This is a genomic window from Pseudomonas sp. GXZC, assembly GCF_026967615.1.
In the GTDB taxonomy this organism is placed as follows: domain Bacteria; phylum Pseudomonadota; class Gammaproteobacteria; order Pseudomonadales; family Pseudomonadaceae; genus Aquipseudomonas; species Aquipseudomonas azotoformans_A.
The window spans coordinates 3,069,142-3,095,452 of record NZ_CP114115.1 but is presented as its reverse complement, the minus strand read 5'-3'; the positions used below and the strand labels follow the sequence as shown (position 1 = coordinate 3,095,452).

Sequence of the window (26,311 nt, the reverse complement as noted above, 5' to 3'; positions counted from 1 at the left end):
CTCAAGTCCTCTCGTTGAGAAGCGCACGCAGGGTGTCGTAGCCTTTTTTCGCATAGATATAGCTGGGTGCCACCGCCGGATCCTGCTCGGCTTCCACCACCAGCCAGCCCTCGTAATGCGCGGCCAGCAGCACATCAAGCAATTGCGCAAAGTCGATGTCGCCATCGCCGGGCACGGTGAAGGTGCCGTTGACGATGCAGTCGGGAAAACTCCACATCTGGTTGCGCGCCAGTTGCACCACAGGCTTGCGCACGTCCTTGAAATGCACATGGCAGACGCGGTCGATGTGTTTGCGCAGCACCTCGATAGGCTCACCGCCGCCCATGTAGCAGTGGCCCGAATCGAACAGCAGGCCGACTTCCGGGCCGGTGCGACGCATCAGTTGGTCGATGTCTTCCGGGGATTCAACATAAGCGCCCATGTGGTGGTGGTACGCCAGGCGCACGCCCTGTGACAGGGTGAAGCGCGCCAGTTCAGTGAGTTTGTCGGCGTAGTCCTGCCAGGCCTGTTCGCTGTGAAAGCGCGGACGTTCGATCAGGCGGATGCGCGAGCCCTGGATCGAATCGGCCACTTCGCCGTAGACCAAGACCTTGGCGCCATTGTGCTTGAGCAACTCGACATGCCCGGCGATGGCTTCGATTTCTTCGGCCGCCGAGCGCCGGGCCAGGCGGCTGGAGTACCAGCCGGAAACCAGCGCCAGGTCATAGGGGCGCAACACATCGCCGACGCCCTTGGCGTCCTTGGGGAATTTGCCGTTGAGTTCAAAACCTTCGTAGCCGATTTCCTTGCCTTCGCTCAGGGCGGTGCTCAAGGGCGTTTCACCGCCCAGGGCCGGCAGGTCGTCGTTGCTCCAGGAGATCGGGTTGATGCCAATTCGGATTGCGGGCATGGCTGCACCTTTTATTGTTTTTCAAAGTTGCCGGAAAGCGGTTCAGCGACGCGCACTGCGCCAGGCGTTAATGAGCTGTTCGAAGGTGGCTTGCACCTGCTGGATCAAAGTCTCGTCATCGATCTCGCCCGCCATCCACGCGCGGCTCGGTTCCTGGAAGATCGTGCGGCCCACGGCAAAGCCACGGCAGGTGGTGCTTTGGCTGGCCTGCTGGAAACCGTCGGCGAGAAATTCCGCCGACGCATTCAGGCCCAGCAGCACCACGCCACGGCAGTACGGGTCGCGCTCCTGGATCAGTTCGTCGAGCTTCTTCCAGTCCTCGGCCGTTTGCGCCTCGATCTTCCACCACGCCGGGTAGATACCCAGGTTGTACAGCCGCTTGAGGCTGCGGTAGAGCACGTCCGGGTAGGTGGACGGGTGATCTTTGGGCGGGATGACTTCCAGCAGCAGTTCATGGCCGCTGACAATCGACGCTTCGTACACCGCCTTGAGTTGTGCCTCTTGCTCCAGGCGCAGCATCGGCTCGTCGTCCGGATGGAATTGCACCAGGCACTTGATGATCTGCTCTTGAGGCCAGGCGATCAGGTTGCTGCCCACTGAACGGCCATGTTCGAACGCCAGGGGGCGCGAGTTTTGCACTTCTACCGGGCGCGCGATCCACCAACCACGGCCACTGGCGGCGTTGAGCGCGTCCTGGCCGAAGCGTTGGTCGGCGAGCAGGCCGACGTCGGCCTCCACCCCTTGCTCGGCGAGTTTTTTCTCGACGCGTTCGATGGCCTGGATAAACAGTTGCTTGGCATCACTGATGCGCGCCGGGTCCTGGCCGCCCTTTTGCGCCAGGTCCACCAGTTGCCAGCGGTGATCGAAGGCAAATACGAACAGCTGTTTCCAGGCCTTGCGCGGCACCGTCACGCGGTGCAGGCGTTGCAGGGTCACGTCCTGGTCCGGGCGGGTAATCGGCACGGGGCTGTTGAACAGGTATTCCAGCTCCGCCGGCGTCGGCATGGCCGGCGCGCAGGCGTGGCGGGAGACGACCAGGCCGCCGCAGGCATTGGCCAACTGGCTGCAACGCTCGTCACTCGCGTCGTTGATCCAGCCGCTGAGGAAACCCGACATGAACGCATCGCCGGCGCCCAATACGTTGAGCACTTCAACCCGCACGCCGGGGTAGATGGCGCCGTCTTCCAGGCGCGCGGGAATAGCGCCGTGGATCACCGTGCAACCCTGCGGGCCGAGCTTGACCACCAAGGTCGCCGGGGTCAGTTCACGCACTCTGCGCAACGCGGCGAGTAAATCTTCACTGCCGCCCGCGATGAGGAATTCTTCTTCGGTGCCGACGATCAAATCAAAACGCGGCAGGATGGTCTGCACGTGCTGGCTGACATTCTGGTCAGCGACAAACCGGGTTTCACCATCGGCCTTGCCCGCCAGGCCCCACAGCACGGGGCGGTAGTCGATATCCAGCACACGCTTGACGTTGTGCTTGGCCGCGTAGTCCAGGGCCTGGATGCTGGCCTTGTACACGCCGTCGGTGGAGAAATGCGTGCCGGTGATCAGTAACGCCTTGCTGGAGGCGATAAAGGCTTCGCTGATGTCTTCGGCGCGCAGGGCCATGTCGGCGCAGTTTTCGCGGTAGAACACCAGGGGAAAGGTTTCGCGGTCCTTGAGGCCGAGCAACACCAGGGCGGTGAGGCGTTCCGGGTCGACCTTGATGCCGCTGACGTCACAGCCTTCACGGGCCAGGGACTCCACCAGGAAGCGCCCCATATGGTCGTCACCGACCCGGCTCAACATCGCCGACTTGAGCCCCAGCCTGGCGGTGCCGAAGGCAATGTTGGCGGAAGAACCGCCGAGGTACTTGGCGAAGCTGGACACGTCCTCAAGCCGCGCACCCACTTGCTGCGCATAGAGGTCGACGCCCAGGCGCCCGAGGCAAATCAGATCCAATTGACGCCCACTGGCAAAACGAGTCTGGCCCATGCTGGCTCCTGTTATTTTTATCAGCCTGCGTTGCACCGACGTGGCGACGGCAAACGCTCTTGGTGGGAGCAGACTAGAACGTCCGGCGACACCAATCAATATTTATTCCAGATATTTTTTCATTGGAATATTTTTTCCATTAAGCTTGTACAGGGGCCATCCCACGACAGTGCATCGTTTCAGCAGGCCACGCCGGCCGTGATGCCGGGGTATTTTTTTGCGCCTACCCTGTAGACTTGCGCCACCCATCAGCGCAACAGACAAAAACGCCAGAAGGATTGCCCATGTCCCGCACCGATCCCGAGACCACCCTGGAAGACACTATCGCCAGCCCTCCGATCAATGCCGAGCGCCTGTTGCAGCTGATCACCGACGAATACGAGAGCCTGCCACGCCAGCTCAAGCGCATCGCCAGCTACATGAGCCAGCAGAGCGACCGGATCATGGTCGACCGCATCAGCGACATCGCCCGCGAGTGCGAGGTGCACCCGTCGGCCATCGTGCGCTTCTCGCAACGCTTCGGTTTCAGTGGCTTCAGTGAGATGCAGGCGTTGTTCCGCGAGGCCTACACCCACAAGACCACGCCGGTGCAGAACTACCAGCAGCGCATCCGCAGCATGATCGCCAACAAGTCGCAGAAGGCCAGCGGCGGCGACCTGGCGCGTGAGTGCGTCAACGCGACTTTGTCCGGCATCGAGCGCCTGGGGTTGGAGTTGGATGATGTCGCGTTCGACAAAGCCGTGGACCTGGTGGTCAACGCCGACAATATCTACGTGGTCGGCGTGCGCCGCTCTTTTGCGGTGGCCGATTACCTGGTCTACAACCTGCAGCACACCAACAAGCGTATTCACCTGATCTCAGGACTGGGCGGCAGTTATCGCGAACAGATGCGCAGCGTGCGCGCCAACGACTTGGTGATTGCCATCAGCTTTACGCCCTACGGCAAAGAGACCCAGCACTGTTTGCGGATTGCCCAGCATCATCAGGCCAAGACGTTGATCATCACCGACAGCAACCTGTCGCCCCTGGCCAAGCGGGCGAACGCGGTGCTGTTGGTGAATGAAGGTTCGTCGTTTGCCTTCCGCTCGTTGAGCGCCACCCTGTGCCTGTGCCAAGCGTTGTTTATTGCGGTGGCGTACCGGCTGGAGTTGAAGGTGGATGAGATTCATGAGCAGGTTGGCTTCGACGACTGACAGTCGTGTTACGGCTTCGATGTGGCGAGCGGGCGTGTTGTGGTGAGCGGGCTTGCCCCGCTCACCACAACAAGCCGGTTCACCACAACAAGCCCGCTCACCACAAAAAAAGCCCGCTCGCCACAACAAGCGGGCTCACTACAATAATTGCTGGTGAGTCAGCGCCGAATGCGGCGCATCAGGTGGTAGGCGGCGGGGATGACGAAGAGGGACAACAACGGTGCGGTGAGCATCCCGCCGATCATCGGCGCGGCGATGCGGCTCATCACTTCGCTGCCGGTGCCGCTGTCCAGCAGGATCGGCAATAAACCAGCGATGATCACGGCGACGGTCATTGCCTTGGGCCGTACCCGCAGCACCGCGCCCTCGGTGATGGCGGCCAGCAAGTTCCCATCCTTGCGATCGGCCCAGGCGTTTTTCAGGTAGAGCAGCATGATCACGCCGAACTCCGCCGACACACCGGCCAGCGCGATAAACCCTACGCCCGTGGCCACTGACAGGTTGAAACCCAGCCCGTAAAGCAACCACACCCCGCCCGTCAGTGCGAACGGCAAAGTCGCCAGGATCAGCAGCGCTTCATCCGCCCGGCGAAAGGTCAGGTACAGCAGCACGAAGATGATCAGCAAGGTCGCCGGCACCACCAATTTCAGGCGTTGATTGGCCCGCTCCAGGAATTCGAACTGCCCCGAATAGCTGAGGCTCATGCCCGGTTGCAGCTGCACCTGCTGGTTGATCGCTGTGCGCAGGTCCTTTACCACCGACGCCAGGTCGCGATCACGCACGTCGATGTAGACCCAGCCGGAAGGCCGTGCGTTTTCGCTCTTGAGCATCGGTGGGCCGTCGCTCACCTTGACCTTGGCCACCGTGCCCAGGGTGATCTGGCTGCCGGACGGCGTGTAGATCGGCAAGTTTGCCAAGGCTGTCACCGAGTCGCGCCATTCCTTTGGATAGCGCAGGCTGATCGGGAAGCGCGCCAGGCCTTCCACGGTTTCGCCAATGGTTTCCCCGCCGATGGCACCCGACACAATCGACTGCACATCGGCGATGTTCAGTCCGTATTGCGCGGCCGCCGCCCGGTCGATATCCACGTCGATGTAACGGCCGCCGGTCAAGCGTTCGGCCAAGGCTGAACTGACGCCCGGCACGCCCTTGGCGACCTTTTCCACCGCCTGGGTCACTGCGTCGATCTGCATCAGGCTGGTACCGGCCACCTTCACGCCGACCGGGCTTTTCACGCCAGTGGCGAGCATGTCGATACGGTTGCGGATCGGCGGAATCCAGATGTTGGTCAAGCCCGGCACTTGCACTACACGGTCAAGTTCCTTCACCAGTTTGTCCGGGGTCATACCCGGGCGCCATTGGTCACGGGGTTTGAACTCGATGGTGGTCTCGAACATTTCCAACGGGGCCGGGTCGGTCGCGGTTTCGGCGCGACCGGCCTTGCCAAACACATGGGCGACTTCCGGCACGGTCTTGATCAGCCGGTCGGTGCGTTGCAGCAACTCACCCGCGGTTTGCGTCGACAGCCCCGGCAGTGCCGAGGGCATGTACAGCAAGTCCCCTTCGTCCAGCGGCGGCAAGAATTCCCCACCCAGTTTAGAGATCGGCCACAGTGCACTGGCGACCACCAGCAACGCCACCACCAGAGTCAGGCGCGGCCGACGCAGCACCGCCTCCAGCGCAGGCTGGTAGAGCTTGATCAGGCCACGATTGAGCGGGTTACGCTGCTCATCCGGGATACGCCCGCGAATCCAGTAGCCCATCAGCACCGGGATCAAAGTCACCGACAAACCGGCGGCCGCCGCCATGGCGTAGGTCTTTGTGTAGGCCAGCGGACCGAACAGCCGCCCTTCCTGGGCCTGCAAGGTGAACACCGGAATGAACGACAACGTGATGATCAACAGGCAGAAAAACAGCGCCGGACCGACCTCTACCGCCGCGTCGGTCATGACCTTCCAATGATCGTCGCCCTTCAATTCCCGACCAGGGTTCGCGTGGTGCCAGGCTTCGATTTTCTTGTGGGCGTTTTCGATCATCACCACCGCCGCGTCGACCATCGCGCCGATGGCAATCGCGATGCCGCCCAGGGACATGATGTTGGCGTTGATGCCCTGGAAACGCATGACGATAAACGCAATCAACACCCCCACCGGCAGCGAGATGATCGCCACCAGTGACGAACGCAGGTGCCACAGGAATATCCCGCAGACCAGCGCCACCACCACGAACTCTTCCAGCAACTTGTGGCTGAGGTTGTCCACGGCGCGGTCGATGAGTTTGCTGCGGTCGTAAGTGGTGACGATCTCCACGCCGGGCGGCAGGCTGCTTTTCAGTTGTTCCAGCTTGGTCTTGACGGCGGCGATGGCCTCCCGCGCGTTCTTGCCACTGCGCAGGATCACCACCCCGCCCACGGCTTCGCCCTCACCGTCCAGCTCGCTCACGCCCCGGCGCAGGTCCGGGCCCAGCTGAATGGTTGCCACGTCGCCAAGCGTCACGGGCACATTATTCGCGTCCAGGCGCAAAGGAATCCCGCGAAAATCCTGCAGCGACTTGAGGTAGCCGGACGCGCGCACCATGTACTCGGATTCGCCCGTGTTCAGCACCGAGCCGCCGGTTTCCTGGTTGGCTTTGCCGATGGCCTCCACCACCTGTGCCTGGGTGATGCCGCGATTGGCCAGGGCCAGCGGATCGAGCTGCACCTGGTACTGCTTGACCTGGCCTCCGATGGTCGCGACTTCGGCCACATTGGGCAGGGTCTTGAGTTCGAACTTGAGGAACCAGTCCTGCAAGGCGCGCAACTGCGCCAGGTCATGCTGGCCGCTGCGGTCCACCAATGCGTACTGGTAGATCCAGCCAACGCCAGTGGCGTCCGGCCCCAACGCCGGTTTAGCCGATGCGGGCAAGCGCGCCTGCAACTGGCTGAGGTATTCCAGCACCCGCGAGCGCGCCCAATACAAGTCGGTGCCTTCGTCGAACAGCACATAGACGTAGCTGTCGCCGAAAAAGGAAAACCCGCGCACGGTCTTGGCGCCCGGCACCGAAAGCATGGTGGTGGTCATCGGGTAAGTGACCTGGTTTTCCACGATCTGCGGCGCCTGGCCGGGATAGGGCGTGCGGATGATCACCTGCACATCGGAGAGGTCCGGCAGTGCGTCGACCGGCGTGTTTTGCACCGCCCAGACACCCCAAGCGGTGACAAACAACGTCGCGAGCAATACCAGAAAACGGTTGGCGACTGACCAACGAATCAATAAGGCGATCATGGTTGGATAATCCCGCGCAAACTGGCTTCAGAGTCCAGCAGGAATTGACCGGACGCGACCACCTGCTGGCCCTCCTGCAAACCGCTGCGGATCACCGTCATCTCCTGGCTTTCAGCGCCGACCTCGACATCCACCGGACGGTAATGCCCGCCCTCTTCGGCCAGCATCACCAGCGTACGTTTACCGGTACGGATCAACGCTTCACTGGGCACTTGCAGTACAGATTGCGCGGAGGATTGCGCCAGACGCACTTGGGCCGTCATGCCGGGGCGCAAGGTGCCGTCTGTATTGGGCAGTTCAACGCGAACCTGCACGGTGCGGCTGTCGCCGGCAATCGCCGGCAGAATGGCACTGACCGCCCCCTTGACGACTTGACCCGGCATCCCGACAAAGCGGCTTTCCACCGCCTGCCCCACGGCCAGGTCCGCACCTTGAGATTGCGGCACAGCAACCTGCAACCACAGGCGATCCAGGCCATTGATGCGCGCCAGGGTTTGCCCCGCCGCCATCGTCATGCCTTCGCGCACGTCCAGGGTTTGCACCACACCACCGATGGGGCTGGTAACGGTCAATACCGATTGCGCACGGCCGCTGCGCTCCATCTGCGCGATCAACCCGGCGGGCATACCGCTAAGGCGCAAACGCTGACGCGCTGCCCCCAACAGACTTGCATCCGCGCTGCGGCGCAAGGCTAGGTATTCTTCCTGAGCCGCCGCCCATTCAGGTATCAACAGGTCAGCCAGAGGCACGCCGGCCTTGAGCACGTCGCCCGGCGCACGGTCATACACGCGCTCGACAAAACCGCCCGCCCGCGCCTGTACCACGGCGACGTCGCGCTCATTGAAGGCGAGGATGCCGGAGAGGTCCAGTGTGGACGCCAACACACCACGGGTGACCGTAGCCAGGCGCACACCGAGGTTTTGCGCCACACGGGGGTCGATCTGCACGGCGGCGCTGTCTGCGGCGCCTTCGGCGTAACGCGGCACCAATTGCATGTCCATGAAAGGCGATTTGCCGGGCTTGTCGAATTTCTGCTGTGGGTACATCGGGTCATACCAGTACAGCGCCGGTTTGTTGTCGGCCATGGCCGTGACCGGAGCCGGTGCCTGCGCCAGCCAGTAACCAGCGCCCAGGCCGCCGCCCAACAACGCCACTGCGAGGAGTCGATTAATCATGGGAAGCTTCTCCGTAGGCGAAATACAGCTGCGCGCCAACCAAGGCACGTTGCTCAAGGGCATCGATCTGTTTGAAACGGGCTTCGACCAGCTCACGGCGGGCACTGACCAGGTTGAGCAAGTCACCTTTGCCAGCGCGATAAGCGGCCAGGCTCAGTGCGACTTTCTCTTCGGCCAGGGGCACCAGGCTGTCCTGGCTGCGCTGCACGGCGCGGTCCAGACGCTGGTATTGCGCGAGGTCATCATCCAGTTGCTGGGTGTGTTCGCGGGTGACCGCTTCGCGCTCGGCGTCCAGTTGATCCAGTTCGGCTTGCTTGGCGGCGATCCCGGGGTTTTGCCGGCGACCGGGGAAGATCGGCAGGTCGAAACTCAATTGCAGGCTGACCATATCGCCGTATTCACGGCCACGGTGCTGGTAGTCCACTTCCCAACTCCAGTCCGACGTCTTTTGCGCCTTGGCTTCGCGCAACCGCGCTTCGGCTTCGCGGGTGCGCGGTGCAAAGGCTTGTAGCTCGGGGTGTTGATGCAGGTTATAACGCCCGTCGATGGGCCAGTTGGGCAACTGGCCGCTGGGTGCTTCATTGGCGGCTGGGCCGATCCAGCGCTTGAGCGCCGCGCGGGCCTGGGCGCGTTGCTGGGTCAGCGCGTCTTCACGCCCGGCCAGTTCGGCGGCTTCCTGTCGCGGTATCACCGCATCCGAAGGCTGACCGCGACCACCGGCCAGTTGCGCACGCACGCTGTCTTGCAGCAGGCGGTTCTGCTGGTAGAAGTCCTTGAACAAGGCCTCCTTGCGTTCCACCGCATAGGCACGGGTCCAGGCCTGGGCCGTGGCCTGGCGCACGTTCAGGCGCTCGATCCGACCTTCGGCCGCGGTGCGTTCCACCGTGGCATCGGCCAGCTCGATACGCGCCTTGCGCTTGTCGCGGCTGGGCACCTGTTGCTGAATACCGACCATTTGCTCGGTCATGTCATCACCATACAACGTGCCGCGATTGGGCCCACCGATGGGGAAGTTCTGCAGGCCAACCACCAGCTTCGGGTCGGGCAATTCGCCCGCCGGAATCGCCGCCTGAGTCGCGGCCCGCAATTTGGCCGACTCAGCGGCGAGCGACGGTGCGTTGTTCTGCGCCAGGCGCAGGGCGTCGTCCAGGGTCAGCGCACTCGCCCACGCCGGCCACGCCAGCACGCCCACCACCAGGGCGCGCATGTAGAGGGGATTCATGTTGAAAATTCCTGTTCCGTTGCGCTGCGCGCCGCATTACGCGGCCCACAGCAAAGCCATCCCGATCAGGGGATGCGTCTTGAGGTGCAACAGGAATCAGGAACGGGGTGGGCGCCAGACGCCGGACGACGTACGGTCGGGGATGAAATCCGAAGAGGCGCTGACGAGCAGCGGATGGGCCAGGGTCAGCGGCGCCTTGAGCACCGGCAGGGACAGTTGCAGCAGGCCGCCAGTCTTGCATTCCTGACCGGGTTTGCAGGCCTTGCCGTGATCGACGCCGTCCTGGCAGCAGTCCGGGTTCATGTCGGTCATCACCTGCACGTCCGACATCTTCATCGGGCAGGGTTCGGTGCTCGACGGCACACCCGCCATCCCGGTCAGGGGAAGCGAGAGGCTTAAAAGCATGACGAGGATGACGCGTAGAAGGCGGCTCATGGGGCGCGAGTCTAGCCAAGCACGGGTTAAGCCGCTATTAACAAATGTGGGAGATTCTACTGCAACATAGAATCTCCCACAGGGGACCGAGCCAGGCTCAGTATCAGTGCATGAAGATCGCGATCAGGATGATCACCGGAATAGGCACACCGAGGAACCAAAGCAGTAATGAGCGCATGTTGTTCTCCTAATAATTAACGGACGAAGTGTTCGGTTTCGACATACACCACGGCATCGCGACGGCGACCGCCAAAGGTGGCTGCGAAGCTGGCGAAGAACGCGCCGATCAACAAGGCCACAAAGGTCCACAGCGAGGTGTAGGCGGCAACCTTGGCGGCGGTATCAGCGGCCTGCTTGGCTTTGAGCTTGGCGTCTTCCACCGCTTTGCGGGCATCGCCGTAGACTTTGTCGATACGCGCTTCGGCATCTGCCTGGCTGAGGTTGGTGCGCTGGCTGATCAACTGGGCCAGGTAGGCACGGTCTTCAGGGGCCAGTTGGCCGTCGTTGCTCAGGGTGCGGGTGAAGATGCGGGCAACCACACCGTGGGCGGCGTCATCACTGACGGCGACTGGGCGGTCGTCGCGGAACAGGCTGTCGACGTAGTAGTCGAAGTCGCCACCGTTGACGCCCTTGGCAGCACTGCCGGCGGCTTGGGTGATGCCGCTGGCCGCACCGGCTGCAACGCTGGCACCGGCTTTCACGCCGCCGCTGACGACACTGCTGACCGAACCGACCACCAGTACCGCAGTGATCAAGGTGGCCACAGCCCAGGCCAGGAAACCATGGGCGGTGTCGCGGAAGTACACCTCATCGCCGTGCATATTCGCCCACTTCACCCGCAACCGGCCGGCGATGTAGCCGCCCAGCCCTGACGCGACGATTTGGGTAAACGCCAGCCAGACAATCGTGGAAATGCCAAGCCCCTTGGCACTGATACCGCTGTCAGCCCACGGCGACACCGCCGAAAAGCCCAGGCCGAAGCCCAGCAGTACCAGGATCAGCGACAATGCGGCCGCAGCGGCCGCCCCGGCAAAAATCGCCCCCCAGGAAACCCCGGAGAGCGTGCTCGACTCTTGCAGCGTGGATGAGGATGTGATCATTGTTGTTGTGCTCCAAGGCAGAAAAATAGTGTTACAAGTCTCAAAAGGGACAGTGCAGGCACCATGCCAGTCGCCACAAAAATAAATATCTATATATTTCAACAGGTTAAATAACTTGAACTTCCTAGGACCATGCAAGTTGCAAGAAAGGCCAGTGGCAGGCGGGCGTTATGCATTCCCGAAGGCCAATGTGGCGGTTTTGCCAACATGAAGTTTTATTTAGGAAGCGTTCAGCCATTTCTTGGCAAAATGCCCGTACTTCTAGTGTGAATCGCTCACCAGGTAATCCTATGACCCGTATTTTGACCATCGAGGATGACGCCGTAACGGCCCGCGAGATCGTCGCCGAGCTGAGTAGCCATGGACTGGATGTAGATTGGGTAGACAACGGCCGCGAAGGCCTGGTCCGCGCCGTGAGTGGCGATTACGACCTGATCACCCTCGACCGCATGCTGCCGGAGCTCGATGGGTTGGCCATCGTCACCACGCTGCGCACGATTGGTGTGTCGACGCCGATCCTGATGATCAGCGCCCTCTCCGACGTGGATGAGCGGGTGCGCGGCCTGCGTGCCGGCGGTGATGATTACCTCACCAAGCCGTTCGCTTCGGATGAAATGGCCGCCCGCGTCGAAGTGCTGTTGCGGCGCAAAAGCACGGTCCAGGAATTCGAAACCGCCCTACGCGTGGCCGACCTGGAGCTGAACCTGATCAGCCGCGAAGCCAGCCGCGCCGATCAGCCCCTGAGCCTGCTGCCCACTGAATACAAATTGCTGGAGTTCCTGATGCGCAACACCGGGCAGATCCTGTCGCGGATGATGATCTTCGAGGAGGTCTGGGGCTATCACTTCGACCCCGGCACCAACCTGATCGACGTGCACATCGGCCGTCTGCGCAAGAAGATCGACCCACCGGGCCTCACGCCGCTGATTCGCACGGTACGAGGTTCCGGTTATGTCATTGCTGAACCCCTCTAAGGGCTGGCGCTCTTCCAGCAGCCGTTTGCTGGCGCTGTACAGTTCGTTGTTCGTGGCGTGGAGTTGCATCCTCATGGGGGTGCTGTATTACGAGGTGTCGGGTTACCTGGGCGACCTGTCGCGCCATTCCCTGATGCAGCGCCAGCACTTGTTCCAGCGCTTTGACGGTGAGGAACTGGTGGAGGCCCTGACCACCAGCATGACCTTTGACATGAAGGGCGTGGACGCCTACGGTTTGTTCGACGAGCAATTCCGCCCGTTGAGCGGGCCGATCCGCGCGGTGCCGCCCGACCTGCCGCTGGACGGCAAGATCCACGCCCTGGCCAATTGCGTCGACTCCGACGACCCCAAGTTGCCCAAGGACAGCTGCGACGCCGTCGCCACCCACACCGAAGACGGCCGCTGGCTGGTGCTGGTGCGCGCCAACGGTTCGCTGTTCGGCGTGACCCGGATCATCTGGCATGCCCTGCTGTGGGCGCTTTCGTTGACGATTATCCCAGGCGTTGCCGGCTGGCACTTATTGCGTCGACGCCCGTTGCGACGCATTCGCGGAATCCAGGCCAGCGCCGAAGCCATCGTCGCTGGCGACCTGACTCACCGCCTGCCGCTGTCGAACCGACGCGACGAACTGGACATGCTCGCGGCCATCGTCAACGCCATGCTGGATCGCATCGAGAAGTTGATGAATGAGGTCAAGGGCGTGTGCGACAACATCGCCCACGACCTGCGCACCCCGCTGACACGCCTGCGTGCGCAGCTGTACCGGATCAAGCAGGAGGCCGAGGCGGAATCGGACTACGCGGTGAAACTGGATGACGCGATTGCCGAAACCGACACCCTGATGGCGCGCTTTCGCGGGCTGTTGCGTATCTCCGAACTGGAAGACCACCAGCGTCGCTCCGGCTTTTTGGTCATGGACCCGTTGCCGCTGTTGCGCGAGCTGCACGACTTCTACCTGCCCCTGGCTGAAGAAGGCGAACTGCAATTGCGCCTCGAAACCCCGGAATCCCTGCCGTGGATCACCGGCGACCGTGCCCTGCTGTTCGAGGCCCTGGCCAACCTGTTGAGCAACTCGATCAAGTTCTCCCCGCCGGGCGGCGAAGTGATCTTGCGCGGGGTCAATGATGCGGGCAGTACGCGCATTGAAGTGCACGACTCCGGCCCCGGCATACCCGCGGCGGAACGTGACGCAGTGTTCCAGCGCTTCTATCGCGTGGATGAAAGCGATCAGCAAGGCGGGTTCGGGTTGGGCTTGTCGATCGTGGCGGCGATCATCAACTTGCATGGGTTCAAGTTGGAAGTGGGTACCAGCGAGCAAGGCGGTGCCAGATTAGTCCTGGAATGCCGCCAACAGCTCATGCCCGAATAGCTTGGGCTGTGATGAGCGATCTTTTGTAGTGAGCGGGCTTGCCCCGCGCTGGGGCGCGGAGCGGCCCCAAACAAGAACGCCGCTTGGTGTCAGGGAAAACCCGGCGCCTGGTTTTGGGGCGGCTTCGCCACCCAGCGCGGGGCAAGCCCGCTCACCACAGCAAGCCCCCACACTACAAAAGCCCAATAACCTCAGGCTCAGTTTCAAGCCGGGAAGTTAGCCCGCAACGCCTCCAGCCCACCGCTGTAGACACCGGCAAACAACTCCTCCACCGCCGCATCCGTGGTCCCCGCCGCCGGCGTGAACACACCCGACCAGGTCACTTTCGCCGACGATTCGGTCAAGGCTTCAACCTGCAAGGTCGCCAGGTACGCACTCACCGGGAACGGTGACTGCTCGATGGTGTAGCTGTAGGTACGCCCGACGTTGTCAAAACTCTGCAACCGCTCCACCACCACACCACCGTCGGCAGTTTGCAGGTGACGCACGCGGCCGCCGTCGCTTGGCTCGCTTTTGACAATGAACGGCAGCCAGTCCGGCAGGCTGTTGAAGCCGCCGACCAATTGCCAGACCTGATCGGCCGAAACCGGGATTTCAATCACAGAAGACGCTGTTGCCACGTTAATTACTCCAGAAAATGAAAAACAATTCAGATGGCCATGCTGTCGACCACACCACCGTCGACCCGCAGCGCGGCACCGGTGGTGGCAGATGACAGGGGTGAAGCAATGTACGCCACCAGGTTGGCGACTTCATCCACATTTGCCGCGCGCTGGATGATCGAGGTCGGCCGTGCGTTACGCACAAACACATCCGCCTCGTCCCGCGCACTGCGCCCGGATTGTGCGGTGGCGTCCTTGAGCATCTGCTCCAGGCCGTCGGTAAAGGTCGGCCCAGGCAACACCGCGTTTACCGTCACGCCGGTGCCCGCCAAGCGCTTGGCCAAACCATGGGACACCGCCAGGTTGGCGCTCTTGGTCACGCCGTAGTTGATCATGTCCGCCGGGGTCGCCACGCCGGACTCCGACGACAGGAAAATCACCCGGCCCCAGCCCTGCTCGACCATGCCTGGCGTGTAATGCCGCGCCAGGCGCACGCCGGAGATCACATTGACCTCATAAAAGCGTGTCCATTCGCTGTCCGGGGCTTCAAAGAAATCCACATTGTTGAAGATGCCCAGGTTGTTGACCAGGATGTCGGCACGCGGTTCGGCGGCGAAGAGTTTTTCTGCACCTTCGGCCGTACCGAGGTCCGCCACCAAACCACGCAGGTCAGCACCGGGAACAGCCTGGCGGATACTCGCCAAGGCGTCATCCACCTTGCCCGCATCGCGCCCGATCACCACCACCGTGGCGCCGGACTGCGCCAGCGCCTGGCTGATGCCCAGGCCAATACCGGCGGTGCTGCCGCTGACAATCGCTACTTTGCCGCTTACATCAATTTTCATGGTTGAAACTCCTGAAGTTAAAGCGGCAGTGGTGCGCGATCCGAAATCAATCGGGCGTCGCGCAGGGCCTGCCAGAAGGCTGCCGGGATCTGTTCTGACAACGCCGCAACGTCTTCGGCAATCCTGCCCGGACGGCTGGCGCCCGGAATTACCGCCGCCACGGCCGGATGGGCCAGGGAGAATTGCAGCGCGGCGGCTTTCACACTCACGCCGAATGCCTGGGCAATCGCCTTGATCTGCTCGACCTTGCTGATGATCGCCGGGCTGGCTTTCTGGTATTCGAAGTGCGCGCCACCGGCAAGGATGCCGGAGCTGTAGGGGCCACCGACGACGATTTCGACGTTCTGCGCCAGGGCCGCGTCCATCAAGCGTTGCAGGGCGCGATCGTGGTCCAGCAGAGTGTAGCGGCCAGCCAGCAAAAAGCCGTCGGGTTGCGCTTCCGTCAAATCCAGGGTCAATTCGCACGGCTCGACGCGGTTCACACCCAGGCCCCAGGCCTTGATCACGCCCTCTTCGCGCAGGCGGGTCAGCACTTTGAAAGCGCCGGTGCGGGCCTGGTTGAAGTACTCCAGCCACTGGTCGCCGTAGAAGTCCTGGGCGATGTCGTGAATCCACACGATGTCCAGGCGATCGGTGTTCAGGCGAATCAGGCTGTCTTCGATGGAGCGCAAGGTGGCGTCGGCGCTGTAGTCGTTGAGCATCTTGTTTGGGCGGCCGTGTTCGAACACGCCGCTTTTTTCGCCGAGGTCACGGGCGCTGTCTTCGACTTCGTCGAGGATCACCCGGCCGACCTTGGTGCTGAGCACGAAATCATCGCGGTTGTACTGCGACAGCGCTTGGCCCAGGCGGATTTCCGAGAGGCCCGATCCGTAGAACGGCGCGGTGTCGAAGTAACGCACGCCGGCGTTCCAGGCGGCCTCCACGGTGGCCTGGGCCTCGTCTTCAGGAATGGCGCGGAACATGTTGCCCAGCGGTGCGGTGCCAAAGCCGAGCTGGCCGGGGAGTTTGTCTTTCAAGCTCATGATGGATCCTCAATGGGTTCAGGGGTCGCTGTGACCGTTGAGCAGATCCTAGATTGCAGAGATCGGACCGTCCAAGACATACTGCGACCAACTTGAGTCCTCGTAGGTCTAACATGATCGATCTCCGCCAACTGCGCTACTTCGAAGTGGTCGCCGAAGAAGAACACGTCGGCCGTGCTGCCGAACGCCTGCACATCTCCCAGTCGCCGCTGAGCCGACAGATAGCCCAGCTGGAAGAGCGCCTGGGCCTGACCCTGTTCGAACGGAGCCAGCAACGCATCCGCCTGACCCGTGACGGCCAGACCTTCCTGGCTGAAACCAAAGCGCTGCTGACCCATGCCAATCGCCTGGAGTCCCTGGGCAAGCGCCTGGGCCGTGGCGAAGAAGGTGGGCTGTGCATCGGCTACATCGAAAACGCCATGCATGCCGGTGTGTTGCCCAATGCCCTGCGCATCCTGCGCGACGACCGCCCCACCGTGCATATCAAGCTGTACAACCTGCCCTCTCTCGAACAACTGGAAGGCCTGCGTCAGCGCAGCCTGGATATCGCGCTGGTTAACGAGCCGCCGGCCGACGATGATCCCGACCTGATCGCGCTTCAAGTGCTGGATGACCCGATGCTGCTGGCCTTGCCGGAACACCATCCACTGGCAAGCCAAAGCGAGTTGCTGCCCGAACACCTGGCCGATCAGGAATGGATCGGCGTACAGCGCAAACCCGGCGCACACCCCACTGACGACTTTATCGCCGCCTGCATCCGCGCCGGTTTCACCCCGCAGATCCCCATGGAAGCCGGTGAACCGTTTACCGCCTTGGGCCTGGTCGCTTCGGGCCTGGGCGTGGCCATGGTGCAAAAGGGCCTGAGCCGCAATGCCCCGCCCGGCGTGGTGTTGCGGGAGTTGCCGTGGCTGAGCTACACCACGCCGCTGTGGGCGGCGTGGCATCGGATCAACCTTCGGCCGCTGGTGGAAACCTTCAGGAAAGTACTGACCGAACCCGTCGGTTGATCAACCCATCAGCTCCTTCAACCGATACCACAACATCCCCAACGCCAACAGCGGCGAGCGCAACGCCTTACCACCCGGAAACGTCATGTGTGGCACTTGGCTGAAAATATCCAGGCCCGTGCTGTGGCCGGCGTGGATACCTTCGGCCAGCAGCCTGGCGCACCAGTGGGTGACGTTCAGCCCATGCCCGGAATAGCCCTGGGCATAAAACACATTCGGGTACTGCTTCAACCGGCCCACCTGCGGAAAGCGGTTGGCGGTAATGCCAATCTTGCCGCCCCACTGGAACTCAATGGCGGTATGGGCCAGTTGCGGGAACACCTTAAGCATTTTCGGTTGCATATAGGCGGCGATGTCCGCCGGATCACGGCCGGAGTAATGGCAGGCGCCGCCGAATAGCAGGCGGCGGTCAGCGGACAATCGATAGTAATCCAGGCCGACTTTCTGGTCGCACAGCGCAAGGTTCTGTGGGATCAACTGGTGGGCCATTTCTTCCGATAAAGGCTCGGTGGCGATGATGTAGCTGCCCGCCGGGAGCACCTTGCCGCTCAGACGCGGCTCCAGTTCCTTCAGATGGGCATTGCACGCAAGCACCAGGTGGTCGGCACGCACGCTGCCGCCAGCGCAGCGCACTTGCACCCTGTCGCCGTGGATCAGTTCGAGGACTTCGGTGTGTTCGAAAATCCGCACCCCAAGGGATTCGGCCAACTGCGCCTCACCCAGCACCAGATTCAGCGGATGCAGATGCCCGGAGCCCATGTCTACCAAGCCGCCGGCATACACCGTCGAGCCCACCACCTGCGGCATATCCTGCGGCCCGACCAGGCGGGTTTGGTGGGCATAGCCCAGCGCCGCCAGGTGCGCCTGCTCGCCCTTGAACGCCGCGAATTGCGCCGAGGTATTGGCCAACTCGCAAAAGCCCCAACGCAGGTCGCAGTCGATGTTGTGCTCACGAATACGCTCGCCCACCAACGCCACCGAGTCGATGCCGGCACGCTCCAGGTAACACACGCCCTCCTCGCCCACGTACTTGGCGAAGCCCGACACGTCATGGCCGATACCGCGAATCAACTGGCCGCCATTGCGCCCGCTGGCGCCCCAGCCGATGCGCCGGGCTTCCAGCAGGATCACCGAGAGCCCACGCTGGGCCAGCTCGATGGCGGTATTCACACCGGTGAAGCCGCCGCCGATCACACACACATCGGCGGTCAGGTCGGTGCCCAATGCGGGGCGCTCCGTCAGGGCGTTGGCCGTGGCCCGGTAGTAAGACCGGGCGTGGTCAGTCGACAGCATCATTTGTTGGTCTTCACTTTGCTCCAGGCGCGGGTCATCAGGCGCATGGTCGCCGGGGTCGGCGTGGTGGAAATATAGAGTTTGTCGAGCACTTCCTGAGACGGGTACACCTCAGGGTTGTTCACCAGTTCCGGGTCCATGAACGCCTTGGCGGCCGGGTTGGCGTTGGCATACCCCACCGAGGCGCTGACCTTTGCGATCACCTCAGGGTCAAGCAGGTAGTTGATAAAGGCATGGGCTTCTTTCGGGTTGCTCGCGTCGGCGGGAATCGCCAGCAGGTCGAACCACAGGTTGGAGCCTTCCTTGGGAATCGAATAGGCGATGTTCACGCCGTTCTTGGCTTCCTTGGCGCGGTTGGCGGCCTGGAACACGTCGCCGGAATAACCGAAGGCCACGCAGATATCACCGTTGGCCAAATCCGAGATGTACTTGGAAGAATGGAAGTAGGTGATGTACGGCCGCAGCGTCAGTAGCTTGGCCTCGGCCTGTTTGTAGTCCTCGGGGTTCTCGCTGCGCGGGTCCTTGCCCATGTAGTTGAGGATCGCCGGGAACAGCTCGTCCGCCGAGTCGAGGAAGGCCACGCCGCATTGGTTGAGTTTCTTGATGTTCTCGGGCTCGAACAGCACCGCCCACGAATCGATATGGTCGATGCCCAGCACCTGCTTGACCTTGTCGACGTTATAGCCGATGCCATTGGTGCCCCACAGGTACGGCACCGAGTGCGCGTTGCCGGGGTCATTTTTTTCCAGCAGCTTGAGCAGCTTGGGGTCAAGGTTCTTGAAGTTGGGCAGTTGCGCGCGATCGAGCTTGAGGAACGCACCAGCCTTCACCTGGCGTGCCAGGAAGTGGTTGGACGGCACCACCACGTCATAGCCGGTGCGCCCGGCGAGCAACTTGCCTTCCAGGGTTTCGTTGGAGTCGAACACGTCGTAGATCGGCTTGATCCCGGTCTTGGCCTGGAAGTCGGCCAGGGTGGTCTCGCCGATGTAGTCGGTCCAGTTATAGACGCTGACCGTCGGCGCCGCCTGGCTAGCGCTGCTGAATGCGGCCACCAGGGCCAGCGGGAGAAGCTGTTTCACAAGACGCATATCGACACCCCTTTTTTGGTTTTTTTAGACGCTCAACAGCAGGAACTCACGCTCCCAGGAACTGATCACCCGCTTGAAATTCTCGTGCTCGGCGCGCTTGACCGCGACGTAGCCCCGCACGAATTTGTCGCCCAGGTACCGCTTGACCGTGTCGCAATCCTCCATGCGTGCCAGCGCATCTTCGAGGGTGAACGGCAGGCGCAGGTTGCGGCGCTCATAGGCACGCCCTTCCACTGGCGCGCTGGGTTCGATCTGCTCGATCATCCCGAGGTAGCCACACAGCAGACTAGCCGCAATCGCCAGGTAGGGATTGGCGTCGGCGCCGGGCAAACGGTTCTCCACGCGCATGGCGTCGGGGCTGGAGGTGGGCACGCGCAGGCCAACGGTGCGGTTCTCTTCGCCCCACTCGACGTTGACCGGCGCCGAGGTGTCCGGCAGGAAGCGGCGGAACGAGTTCACGTTGGGCGCAAACATCGGCAGCAGCTTGGGGATGTACTTCTGCAAGCCGCCGATGTGGTGCAGGAACAACGGGCTCTTGTTGCCGTCAGCGTCGACGAACACCGGTTTGCCGGTGGCGATGTCGACCACGCTCTGATGCAGGTGCATGGCGCTGCCCGGCTCGTCGGCCACCGGCTTGGCCATGAACGTGGCGGCCACGTTGTGTTTGAGCGCGGCCTCGCGCAGGGTACGCTTGAACACGGTGATCTGGTCGGCCAGGTCGAGGGCATCGCCGTGACGGAAGTTGATTTCCATCTGTGCCGGGCCGTCTTCGTGGATCAGCGTATCGAGGTCCAGGCCCTGGGCTTCGCACCAGTCATAGACGTCTTCGAACAGCGGGTCGAATTCGTTGGCCGCATCGATGGAAAACGACTGGCGACCGGTTTCGGCGCGGCCAGAGCGACCTACCGGGGTTTTCAGCGGCAGGTCCGGGTCTTCGCAGCGCTGGGTCAGGTAGAACTCCATTTCCGGCGCGACGATCGGCTGCCAGCCCTGGTCGGTGTACAACTGCAGGACCTTCTTCAGCACGTTGCGCGGCGACAGTTCGATGGGGTTGCCCTGCTTGTCGAAGGTGTCGTGGATCACAATCGCGGTGGGCTCGATCGCCCACGGCACCACATAAGTGGCATTGGACACCGGGCGGCAGACCATGTCGATATCGGCCGGGTCGAGCAGGTCGTAGTAGATGTCGTCGTCGACAAAGTCCCCGGTTACCGTTTGCAGCAGCACACTTTCCGGCAGGCGCATGCCTCGCTCATGCAGGAACTTGTTGGTGGGTGCAATCTTGCCGCGTGCGATGCCAGTCAAATCACTGATCACGCATTCGACTTCGGTAATCTTGTGTTCTTTCAGCCAGGCGGACAGCTGATCGAAGGGGGCGTTCATAAGGACCTCGTCATGGGTTGGGTGCATGCGCCGGCTTGTACTCCTGGCGCATTGAGGTCTATCTTGATGCCGCCGCCCCTGCGGCATCTATCCACTTTGCACGAACCACAACGCACCAATAGAGTGCGCCCAGGTTACCCATGACACAGGCAACAGCTTTGCGCGTACAGGCCTTCACCACCGGTGATGTGGCCGCTCAATGCAATGCGACACCCGGTTGGGTGCAGCAGTACCAGCAGATGTCCCCAGGGCATTTCGCCGGGCGAATCCGCTACCTCGACCTGCAAGGTGTGGAGGTGTACGAAGAGTGCATGAACACCCGTGTGGAGCAGCATTTCAACGCACCGCCAGGCTCATTGGCGTTCTGTTTCGACGGCAGCGATAACGCGCTGTATATGCTCAATGGCGAAAGCCACAACACCTGGATCACCCCGGAAAACTACCGTGAAGTGGCGGTGGTGTTCGGGCCGCAGTTCGTGCAACGCCATGGGCTGGATGTGGCGAAGCTGGAAGGTCTGTTCATGGCACCGTTGACCTGCCAGCAGAATGGGCTGTTCAGTCGCTGGCTGAGTGGCACGCTGACACGGCTGTCTACAGAAATCGACCCCGTCGCCCTCACCCAGCAACTGCTCGATGACTGCCTGTTTATCCTCGACAACGCCTGCGTGGGTCTGGATCGCAGCTCATTGCAGCGACGCAGCGAAGAACGCCGGCTGATGGCGCGCATCGGCGAGTGGGCGGCGGATGCGCCGGATGAATCCGTGAACCTGCTGGAACTGGCACAGATTGCCGGCGTGCCGTTGCGTCAGTTGCAGCAGGGCTTCAAGACCTATACGGGGATGAGCCCGGCGCAGTGGTTGCGGTTGCGCCGGTTGAATGGGGCGCGGCGGGAGTTGTTGAGTGGCGCCAACACCACCGTGGCCGAGGTCGCGATGAACTGGTCGTTCTGGCATTTGGGGCGGTTTTCCAGCAGTTATCGGGCGCTGTTCAAAGAGCTTCCCAGCGAAACCCTGAAACACCACCCGAATCACCGTTCACCCGCTGTAGCGTCAGCGTGCGGTTATTCCAATCGTGCACGTTTAGGCAACTGAAACATAGGATGGCCTTGCCTCAGGGCATCGTAATTCAATATGCCCTGCTCAAGGCTTTCCAACAGCACTCTTGGGTTTTCCGTTTGCGCCAAATCCTGATTGATCCCGCGCAGGCGTATTCGAAGTGGCTCATCCGCATAAGCGACTCGCTTGAGAAATACCCACAGTCGGTTCCGCAAGCCTTCATACCCCACTCGGTAATCGAGCGTCATGGACATTCTGGCAAAGCGCGACAGGTAGCCTGGGATGCGAGGATCGGCCCCTCGCTCCTGTGCCGCCACTTTTTGCCATAGCGCCGTTCTGGCGACCGCATCAGGCTCAAGCAAGCCCCTGACCCAGTCATCCGGTTGGTTCAGCGGCGCAGCGCTGGTGTCGATCCATAGTTCGAAACCGGTTTCCTGGCGAAACGCGAGCAGACGCTGGAGGGTGGTCAGATCGTCAAAGGGATTTTCGCGCAGGTCCAGCCCCCACCTTAAATCAAGCGTTCGGGGAATCGAGGTAAACCGATTACCCGCCAGCCCCAGAAACTCCAGCGACCTACGGTTAACCAATGCTTGGGGAATATCCACTAGCCCTGTTCGATCAAGCCTGAGGCTGCGTAATTTAGGCAGCGTATCAATCGATGGCGCCGCCCCCAAGGGGTTACCGCTCAGATCAAGTGACTCCAGCGTCGTCAGTTTGCCGAGCAGCGCATTATTATCCGGCACCATCTGCAGCGCCCCGTCGGTCAACTTCAGATCTCTCAAACGGCTCATTTTTGCTACGTCGGCCGGGATCAAGGCATCGGGAATGCCTTGAAGCTCGAGCGTTTCAAGACGTGGAAAACAGCCTAAATAAAGGTGAAGCTCCAATCTATGTATTGCCGCGGGTTTACTCAGCTCGACCACTGAGTTGAACTCGACGAATCTTTCAACGAAAGGTGCGCTGGGTAATCTGCCAGGGTTCAGACGTGGAAAACCGCCCTCAGGTGTAGCGTCAAACATAAACTTGAAGCCAACCATCCGACCATCCCGATAGACCTTGAGAGAGTCCGGACCACGCCATGTGTATAGCTGACGGAGCTTCTCGTTCATGTCATTTCGGGATACGCGCTCGCGGTCCATCCACGCTTGCTTGTCTTGCTCATCAATTTCGGCCTCAGAATCATCCAGGCTTGCGTAATAATCATCCTCAAGAACGTCCTCCCGCAGCCAATCTTGAAGACACACTTCCAGGTCCGCCTCAGAATCCTTGATACGCTGCAATTCGGCTTGCGCGTCACCAGGCCAATCGAAACAGCCCATAAACTCACTGACCTGTTGATCCGTGAAACCCGGAATGTAACTGTCAACCAGCATTCTATCGGTCTGCAGGACCTCCCTTGGCACGCCCCCTGCGCCGCCGCGCAACCCGCCCTCTTCAGGCTCAAAAAACGGAGTTCGCAATTGCTGGCGACGCAGTACCGTTTCCAAATCGCGCCTACCCAGGATATTGCGCCGTAGCATGAACTTGAAGTGTTCGAGGCTATCGGCCCGCACACCCATTTGGATTAACTCTGGGTTCGACAGGTTGTGTAAAATCGCGTCGGCAAAATCGTCTGTGGTATAGCCTGGTTGCAGCACTGAATCAGGGCATTTGTAGAGATTTCCCTCCTGAATGATCGTGCGTTGTGCTGCAAGGGACGGCGCGCCGATCCGATCCAGCACTGCCCCATTGGCCGCCCCTTCGCGGACTGTAATCGACAGCCGAGGACTCCAGCCCTGCATACGCTGGGCGCTGTGCAGCAGCAGCGTGTCGCTGTCTGCATTGCGTACCGTATTCAGATAGACCCCTTCATAAGCACGAACCAGGCGCAACTCCTGCTCACTGGCTGCCACTTGCGGTTCCAGGCGCTGTAGCAACGCCTTGATCTGGCCCAGGGTCAGCATGCTGTCAGGGCTCAATTGCTGTGAGGCTAATAGTTGATCGAGTACCGATGAAGGCAGTGATGGGTATTCATGCCCGAGGGCTTTCTGGAGATCACTCTGCGGGCTTGTGACGTTTTGGTAATAGCGCTCAAACATGGATACGCGCTGCTCACGAACGATCGCCTGGGCCTTGAGGCGCAGCAGTCGGGCCCTTACGTCAATAGAGGGGTAAGGGGCTTCTGGCATCAGGAGTTCACCCAGTAAACTCCGGGTGTCCTGCTCGCTCAGACGACGCGCCAAAGACCGGAAAAACGGGCTTTTTGTTTCAATGGTCAACACATCGTCCTTGGCCACGGTTGTCCCCGTTTCCCAGATGATGCGATCCCCCTCCTTCAGCCTCAAGCCGACGTCGGCCGGCCACGCTTTATCCGTCGTCAACCAGCGTAATCTGTGCATATCACTCAGTGGCAGCTCACTGCTGCCGAGTTGCACGATATAGGCTTCCACTCGTTGGGTGATATTGAAACGCAGCAATGTATCGGCCAGCAGCCCCTGGGGTCGGGCACCCGTGGTGAGTTGCAGGCGCAATTGTTCATCGGTCACGCCACTGACCTGACGGATCAGCTCAAGCCTCTCGTCCGAAAGGCCTTCCACTGCTCGCCCAAAGCCACGCATCAATTGTGGACGGGTCCACTGCGAGATCGGCACCCCTTCCGCTCCGGGTGGGATGAACACATCATGAGGCTCGGGTTGAGGCGTTGACGACTGACCACCTGGTTTTTCCTGGGCTTCAGGCTCTGCCGGCGTCTTGTCAGATACTGCGGGCTCCCGCGGCGGCTCGCTCACAGAGTCTGCCAGCCCCGTACCGCCCTTGATCAGCAGCGGCAGTGCATTGAGCAAGCCAAAGACTGTGCGTGTTACGCCTTCGTTAACCTGATCGCGACCTTCGGCATCCAGGATTTCAGACACACCTTGCGCGGCTTGGATCAGCCCGGCCAAGCCCAATAACCCTTCACCGCCAGGGAAGAAAATTGCCAGAGCGCCCCAGCGGTTGAGCCAGCCGACGACAGGGTTGACCACCGCTGCCAAGTTGTCGCGATTGACATCGGCATCATCGCGTATCGCTTCCTGGGCAGTGGTCAGGCTTGTCTGCTTGAACACCTTGACCAGTTCGGCAAACGGATCGACTGAGTTGGGGACGATGTCCAGCGTGATGTAATCGTCGGGGTTCCAATAACCGTCATTGTTGAAAAAACCGGAGTCTCGGGTCAGGTGATGTTGACGCGGGTACTCGGCCATGGCCTCCAGTGCCGTCAGTACACCGGCATGAAAAGTGCCGTCAATGCGGTCGTCCTTGGCGAAGTGCTCCGCCAGAGCGGTTCTTTTTTCCCGCACCTTGCCCTGCTCTACAATCCATGCGCGCAACGCCTTGATATCTGCGAACTGATGGAGCGGCGACGAATTGCCGGGCACATACAGCAACACCATCGCGCTGACACGGTGACGTAATACCCAAATATCACACGCCGTGTAGCGGTAGATCATCAGCCGGGACACCTCGACATGCGCCGCCGGGTGCGTACGTTGCTCCAATTGGTTTTTGTCGATGGCAGAAAACTCAACCTCGTTATCTCCCAGCCCTGCCGCCGACAATGCCAACTGCAAGCCCCCCAGGGTCAAACTGGACTCAAGCCGTTGCAGAAAGGCAACCATGACAAAAGCCGTCTTCATCGAGGTGCGCAAAGGGTACGGTGCGCTCCCCATCATCACGGCGTCCGATGGCAACGTACGATCCAGGTAGTCCTGATACAGCTCTTTGTATTCGAGGAGCCACACCCATTTCTTGTAGTCCGCCGCAGTGATCGCAAGCTGCGTCGAAGGCCCGTAAGTCTGCGGATCGCTGCGACGGTAAATGCCCTCGTAGTCCCTGTGATTACCACTGCCCACGTAGGCGAACTCATCGACATTCTTGACGATTTTTATCTCTGGCCCCACCGCTGGCGGTGTGTAAAAGCCAAAGGCGGTCTCTCCAAAACGATCATCAGCCACGGCTTGATAATCGCTGAGCAAGGCCTGTACCAGTGACTGTCGGAAGCGAATCTGGCCCTGATGCACGCCGTTGATGAGTGGGTGACCGTGGTAGTCGTAGTCCAGAGTCACCAATTGAGTGGTGACGGGGTCAACGTCGTCCCCCCATTTTTGGCGTATCAATGTTGCGCCATGCTCAGCCGGGGTCAGTACCAGGCTGTCTTGCAGCGCACGGTTCAGTGGCGCCAGCGCATTGTCTTGTGAGGCGGAGAGTGTCATGTCATCAGTTCCATCTGCAATTTAAGGCTGCGACTTTAGCGCCGCCTGACTGAGCGGCAGATCAGCAAAGCGCACTCCAAAGCGCTCCTGAAGACGATACATTCTGTAGTTCGCACCTCGTACGTGACGCCTCGCCCTGCACTCGGCCTTGTAATAAACAGCCGATATGCCTAGCTTATGCGCCCTC

At 61.2% G+C, this 26,311-nt stretch carries 19 protein-coding genes; 5 read left to right on the top strand and 14 right to left on the bottom strand.

Features of this window, described 5'->3' with window-relative positions; all coding sequences use genetic code 11:
- Position 1 precedes the first annotated feature (1 nt).
- Positions 2-889: a myo-inosose-2 dehydratase gene (gene iolE, locus OZ428_RS14455; RefSeq protein ID WP_269133846.1), complete on the bottom strand. Its 888-nt coding sequence runs from the start codon at positions 887-889 to the stop codon at positions 2-4.
- A 42-nt stretch (positions 890-931) separates the two neighbouring features.
- On the bottom strand, positions 932-2,869 hold the full coding sequence (locus tag OZ428_RS14450; RefSeq protein ID WP_269133845.1) for a bifunctional 5-dehydro-2-deoxygluconokinase/5-dehydro-2-deoxyphosphogluconate aldolase: 1,938 nt from the start codon (positions 2,867-2,869) through the stop codon (positions 932-934).
- A 284-nt stretch (positions 2,870-3,153) separates the two neighbouring features.
- Here OZ428_RS14450 and OZ428_RS14445 point away from each other — a divergent pair, with 284 nt between their 5' ends.
- Positions 3,154-4,062: a MurR/RpiR family transcriptional regulator gene (locus tag OZ428_RS14445; protein ID WP_010211026.1), complete on the top strand. Its 909-nt coding sequence runs from the start codon at positions 3,154-3,156 to the stop codon at positions 4,060-4,062.
- A gap of 158 nt (positions 4,063-4,220) precedes the next feature.
- Here the strand turns inward: OZ428_RS14445 and OZ428_RS14440 are convergent, their stop codons facing one another.
- The 5 genes from OZ428_RS14440 to OZ428_RS14420 all read right to left on the bottom strand — a co-directional run bounded on the left by OZ428_RS14440 (position 4,221) and on the right by OZ428_RS14420 (position 11,257).
- Positions 4,221-7,325 (bottom strand): efflux RND transporter permease subunit, encoded by a 3,105-nt coding sequence (locus OZ428_RS14440; RefSeq protein ID WP_269133844.1) that lies wholly within the window; start codon positions 7,323-7,325, stop codon positions 4,221-4,223.
- Positions 7,322-8,500 carry an efflux RND transporter periplasmic adaptor subunit gene (locus tag OZ428_RS14435; protein ID WP_269133843.1) on the bottom strand — a complete coding sequence of 393 codons (1,179 nt, stop codon included), beginning with the start codon at positions 8,498-8,500 and terminating at the stop codon, positions 7,322-7,324. Before OZ428_RS14435 ends, OZ428_RS14440 begins: the two co-directional genes overlap by 4 nt.
- Positions 8,493-9,722: a TolC family protein gene (locus OZ428_RS14430; RefSeq protein WP_269133842.1), complete on the bottom strand. Its 1,230-nt coding sequence runs from the start codon at positions 9,720-9,722 to the stop codon at positions 8,493-8,495. Before OZ428_RS14430 ends, OZ428_RS14435 begins: the two co-directional genes overlap by 8 nt.
- 96 nt (positions 9,723-9,818) lie before the next feature.
- Positions 9,819-10,157, bottom strand: a complete 339-nt coding sequence (locus OZ428_RS14425) for a hypothetical protein (RefSeq protein WP_269133841.1) — start codon at positions 10,155-10,157, stop codon at positions 9,819-9,821.
- A gap of 194 nt (positions 10,158-10,351) precedes the next feature.
- Positions 10,352-11,257, bottom strand: a complete 906-nt coding sequence (locus OZ428_RS14420; RefSeq protein WP_177077642.1) for a hypothetical protein — start codon at positions 11,255-11,257, stop codon at positions 10,352-10,354.
- A 290-nt stretch (positions 11,258-11,547) separates the two neighbouring features.
- Here OZ428_RS14420 and OZ428_RS14415 point away from each other — a divergent pair, with 290 nt between their 5' ends.
- Together OZ428_RS14415 and OZ428_RS14410 are read left to right on the top strand one after the other, a co-directional pair.
- Complete coding sequence (locus OZ428_RS14415; protein ID WP_010211030.1) at positions 11,548-12,231, top strand: response regulator transcription factor; 684 nt, start codon at positions 11,548-11,550, stop codon at positions 12,229-12,231.
- The gene (locus tag OZ428_RS14410; RefSeq protein ID WP_269133839.1) at positions 12,209-13,600 is read left to right on the top strand and encodes a sensor histidine kinase; all 1,392 of its coding nucleotides are present in this window, start codon (positions 12,209-12,211) and stop codon (positions 13,598-13,600) included. The genes OZ428_RS14415 and OZ428_RS14410 overlap by 23 nt, the downstream gene beginning before the upstream one ends.
- Before the next feature lie 203 nt (positions 13,601-13,803).
- Here OZ428_RS14410 and OZ428_RS14405 read toward each other — a convergent pair whose 3' ends face one another.
- Genes OZ428_RS14405 through OZ428_RS14395 form a run of 3 tightly spaced genes read right to left on the bottom strand, consistent with a single transcriptional unit; the run spans position 13,804 to position 16,069 of the window.
- Entirely contained in the window at positions 13,804-14,220 is a 417-nt protein-coding gene (locus OZ428_RS14405; RefSeq protein WP_269133838.1) for an SRPBCC family protein, read from the bottom strand.
- Between the two features lie 29 nt (positions 14,221-14,249).
- On the bottom strand, positions 14,250-15,047 hold the full coding sequence (locus tag OZ428_RS14400) for an SDR family NAD(P)-dependent oxidoreductase (protein ID WP_269133837.1): 798 nt from the start codon (positions 15,045-15,047) through the stop codon (positions 14,250-14,252).
- A gap of 17 nt (positions 15,048-15,064) precedes the next feature.
- Positions 15,065-16,069: an aldo/keto reductase gene (locus OZ428_RS14395; RefSeq protein WP_269133836.1), complete on the bottom strand. Its 1,005-nt coding sequence runs from the start codon at positions 16,067-16,069 to the stop codon at positions 15,065-15,067.
- Between the two features lie 113 nt (positions 16,070-16,182).
- On the opposite strand from OZ428_RS14395, the gene OZ428_RS14390 reads away from it, so the two are divergent.
- Positions 16,183-17,076, top strand: a complete 894-nt coding sequence (locus OZ428_RS14390; protein WP_269133835.1) for a LysR substrate-binding domain-containing protein — start codon at positions 16,183-16,185, stop codon at positions 17,074-17,076.
- Here OZ428_RS14390 and OZ428_RS14385 read toward each other — a convergent pair whose 3' ends face one another.
- From OZ428_RS14385 to OZ428_RS14375, 3 genes are read right to left on the bottom strand one after another with little or no spacing between them, the layout of a single operon-like run.
- Entirely contained in the window at positions 17,077-18,372 is a 1,296-nt protein-coding gene (locus OZ428_RS14385; protein ID WP_269133834.1) for an NAD(P)/FAD-dependent oxidoreductase, read from the bottom strand.
- Positions 18,369-19,457, bottom strand: a complete 1,089-nt coding sequence (locus OZ428_RS14380; protein WP_033898190.1) for a polyamine ABC transporter substrate-binding protein — start codon at positions 19,455-19,457, stop codon at positions 18,369-18,371. Before OZ428_RS14380 ends, OZ428_RS14385 begins: the two co-directional genes overlap by 4 nt.
- A gap of 24 nt (positions 19,458-19,481) precedes the next feature.
- Positions 19,482-20,840: a glutamine synthetase family protein gene (locus OZ428_RS14375; RefSeq protein WP_269133833.1), complete on the bottom strand. Its 1,359-nt coding sequence runs from the start codon at positions 20,838-20,840 to the stop codon at positions 19,482-19,484.
- A gap of 140 nt (positions 20,841-20,980) precedes the next feature.
- On the opposite strand from OZ428_RS14375, the gene OZ428_RS14370 reads away from it, so the two are divergent.
- The gene (locus tag OZ428_RS14370; protein ID WP_269133832.1) at positions 20,981-21,931 is read left to right on the top strand and encodes a helix-turn-helix domain-containing protein; all 951 of its coding nucleotides are present in this window, start codon (positions 20,981-20,983) and stop codon (positions 21,929-21,931) included.
- On the opposite strand, the gene OZ428_RS14365 is transcribed toward OZ428_RS14370, so the two are convergent.
- Complete coding sequence (locus OZ428_RS14365) at positions 21,901-26,124, bottom strand: leucine-rich repeat domain-containing protein (protein WP_269133831.1); 4,224 nt, start codon at positions 26,122-26,124, stop codon at positions 21,901-21,903. The two genes, OZ428_RS14370 and OZ428_RS14365, sit on opposite strands and share 31 nt — an antisense overlap.
- Positions 26,125-26,311 lie beyond the last annotated feature (187 nt).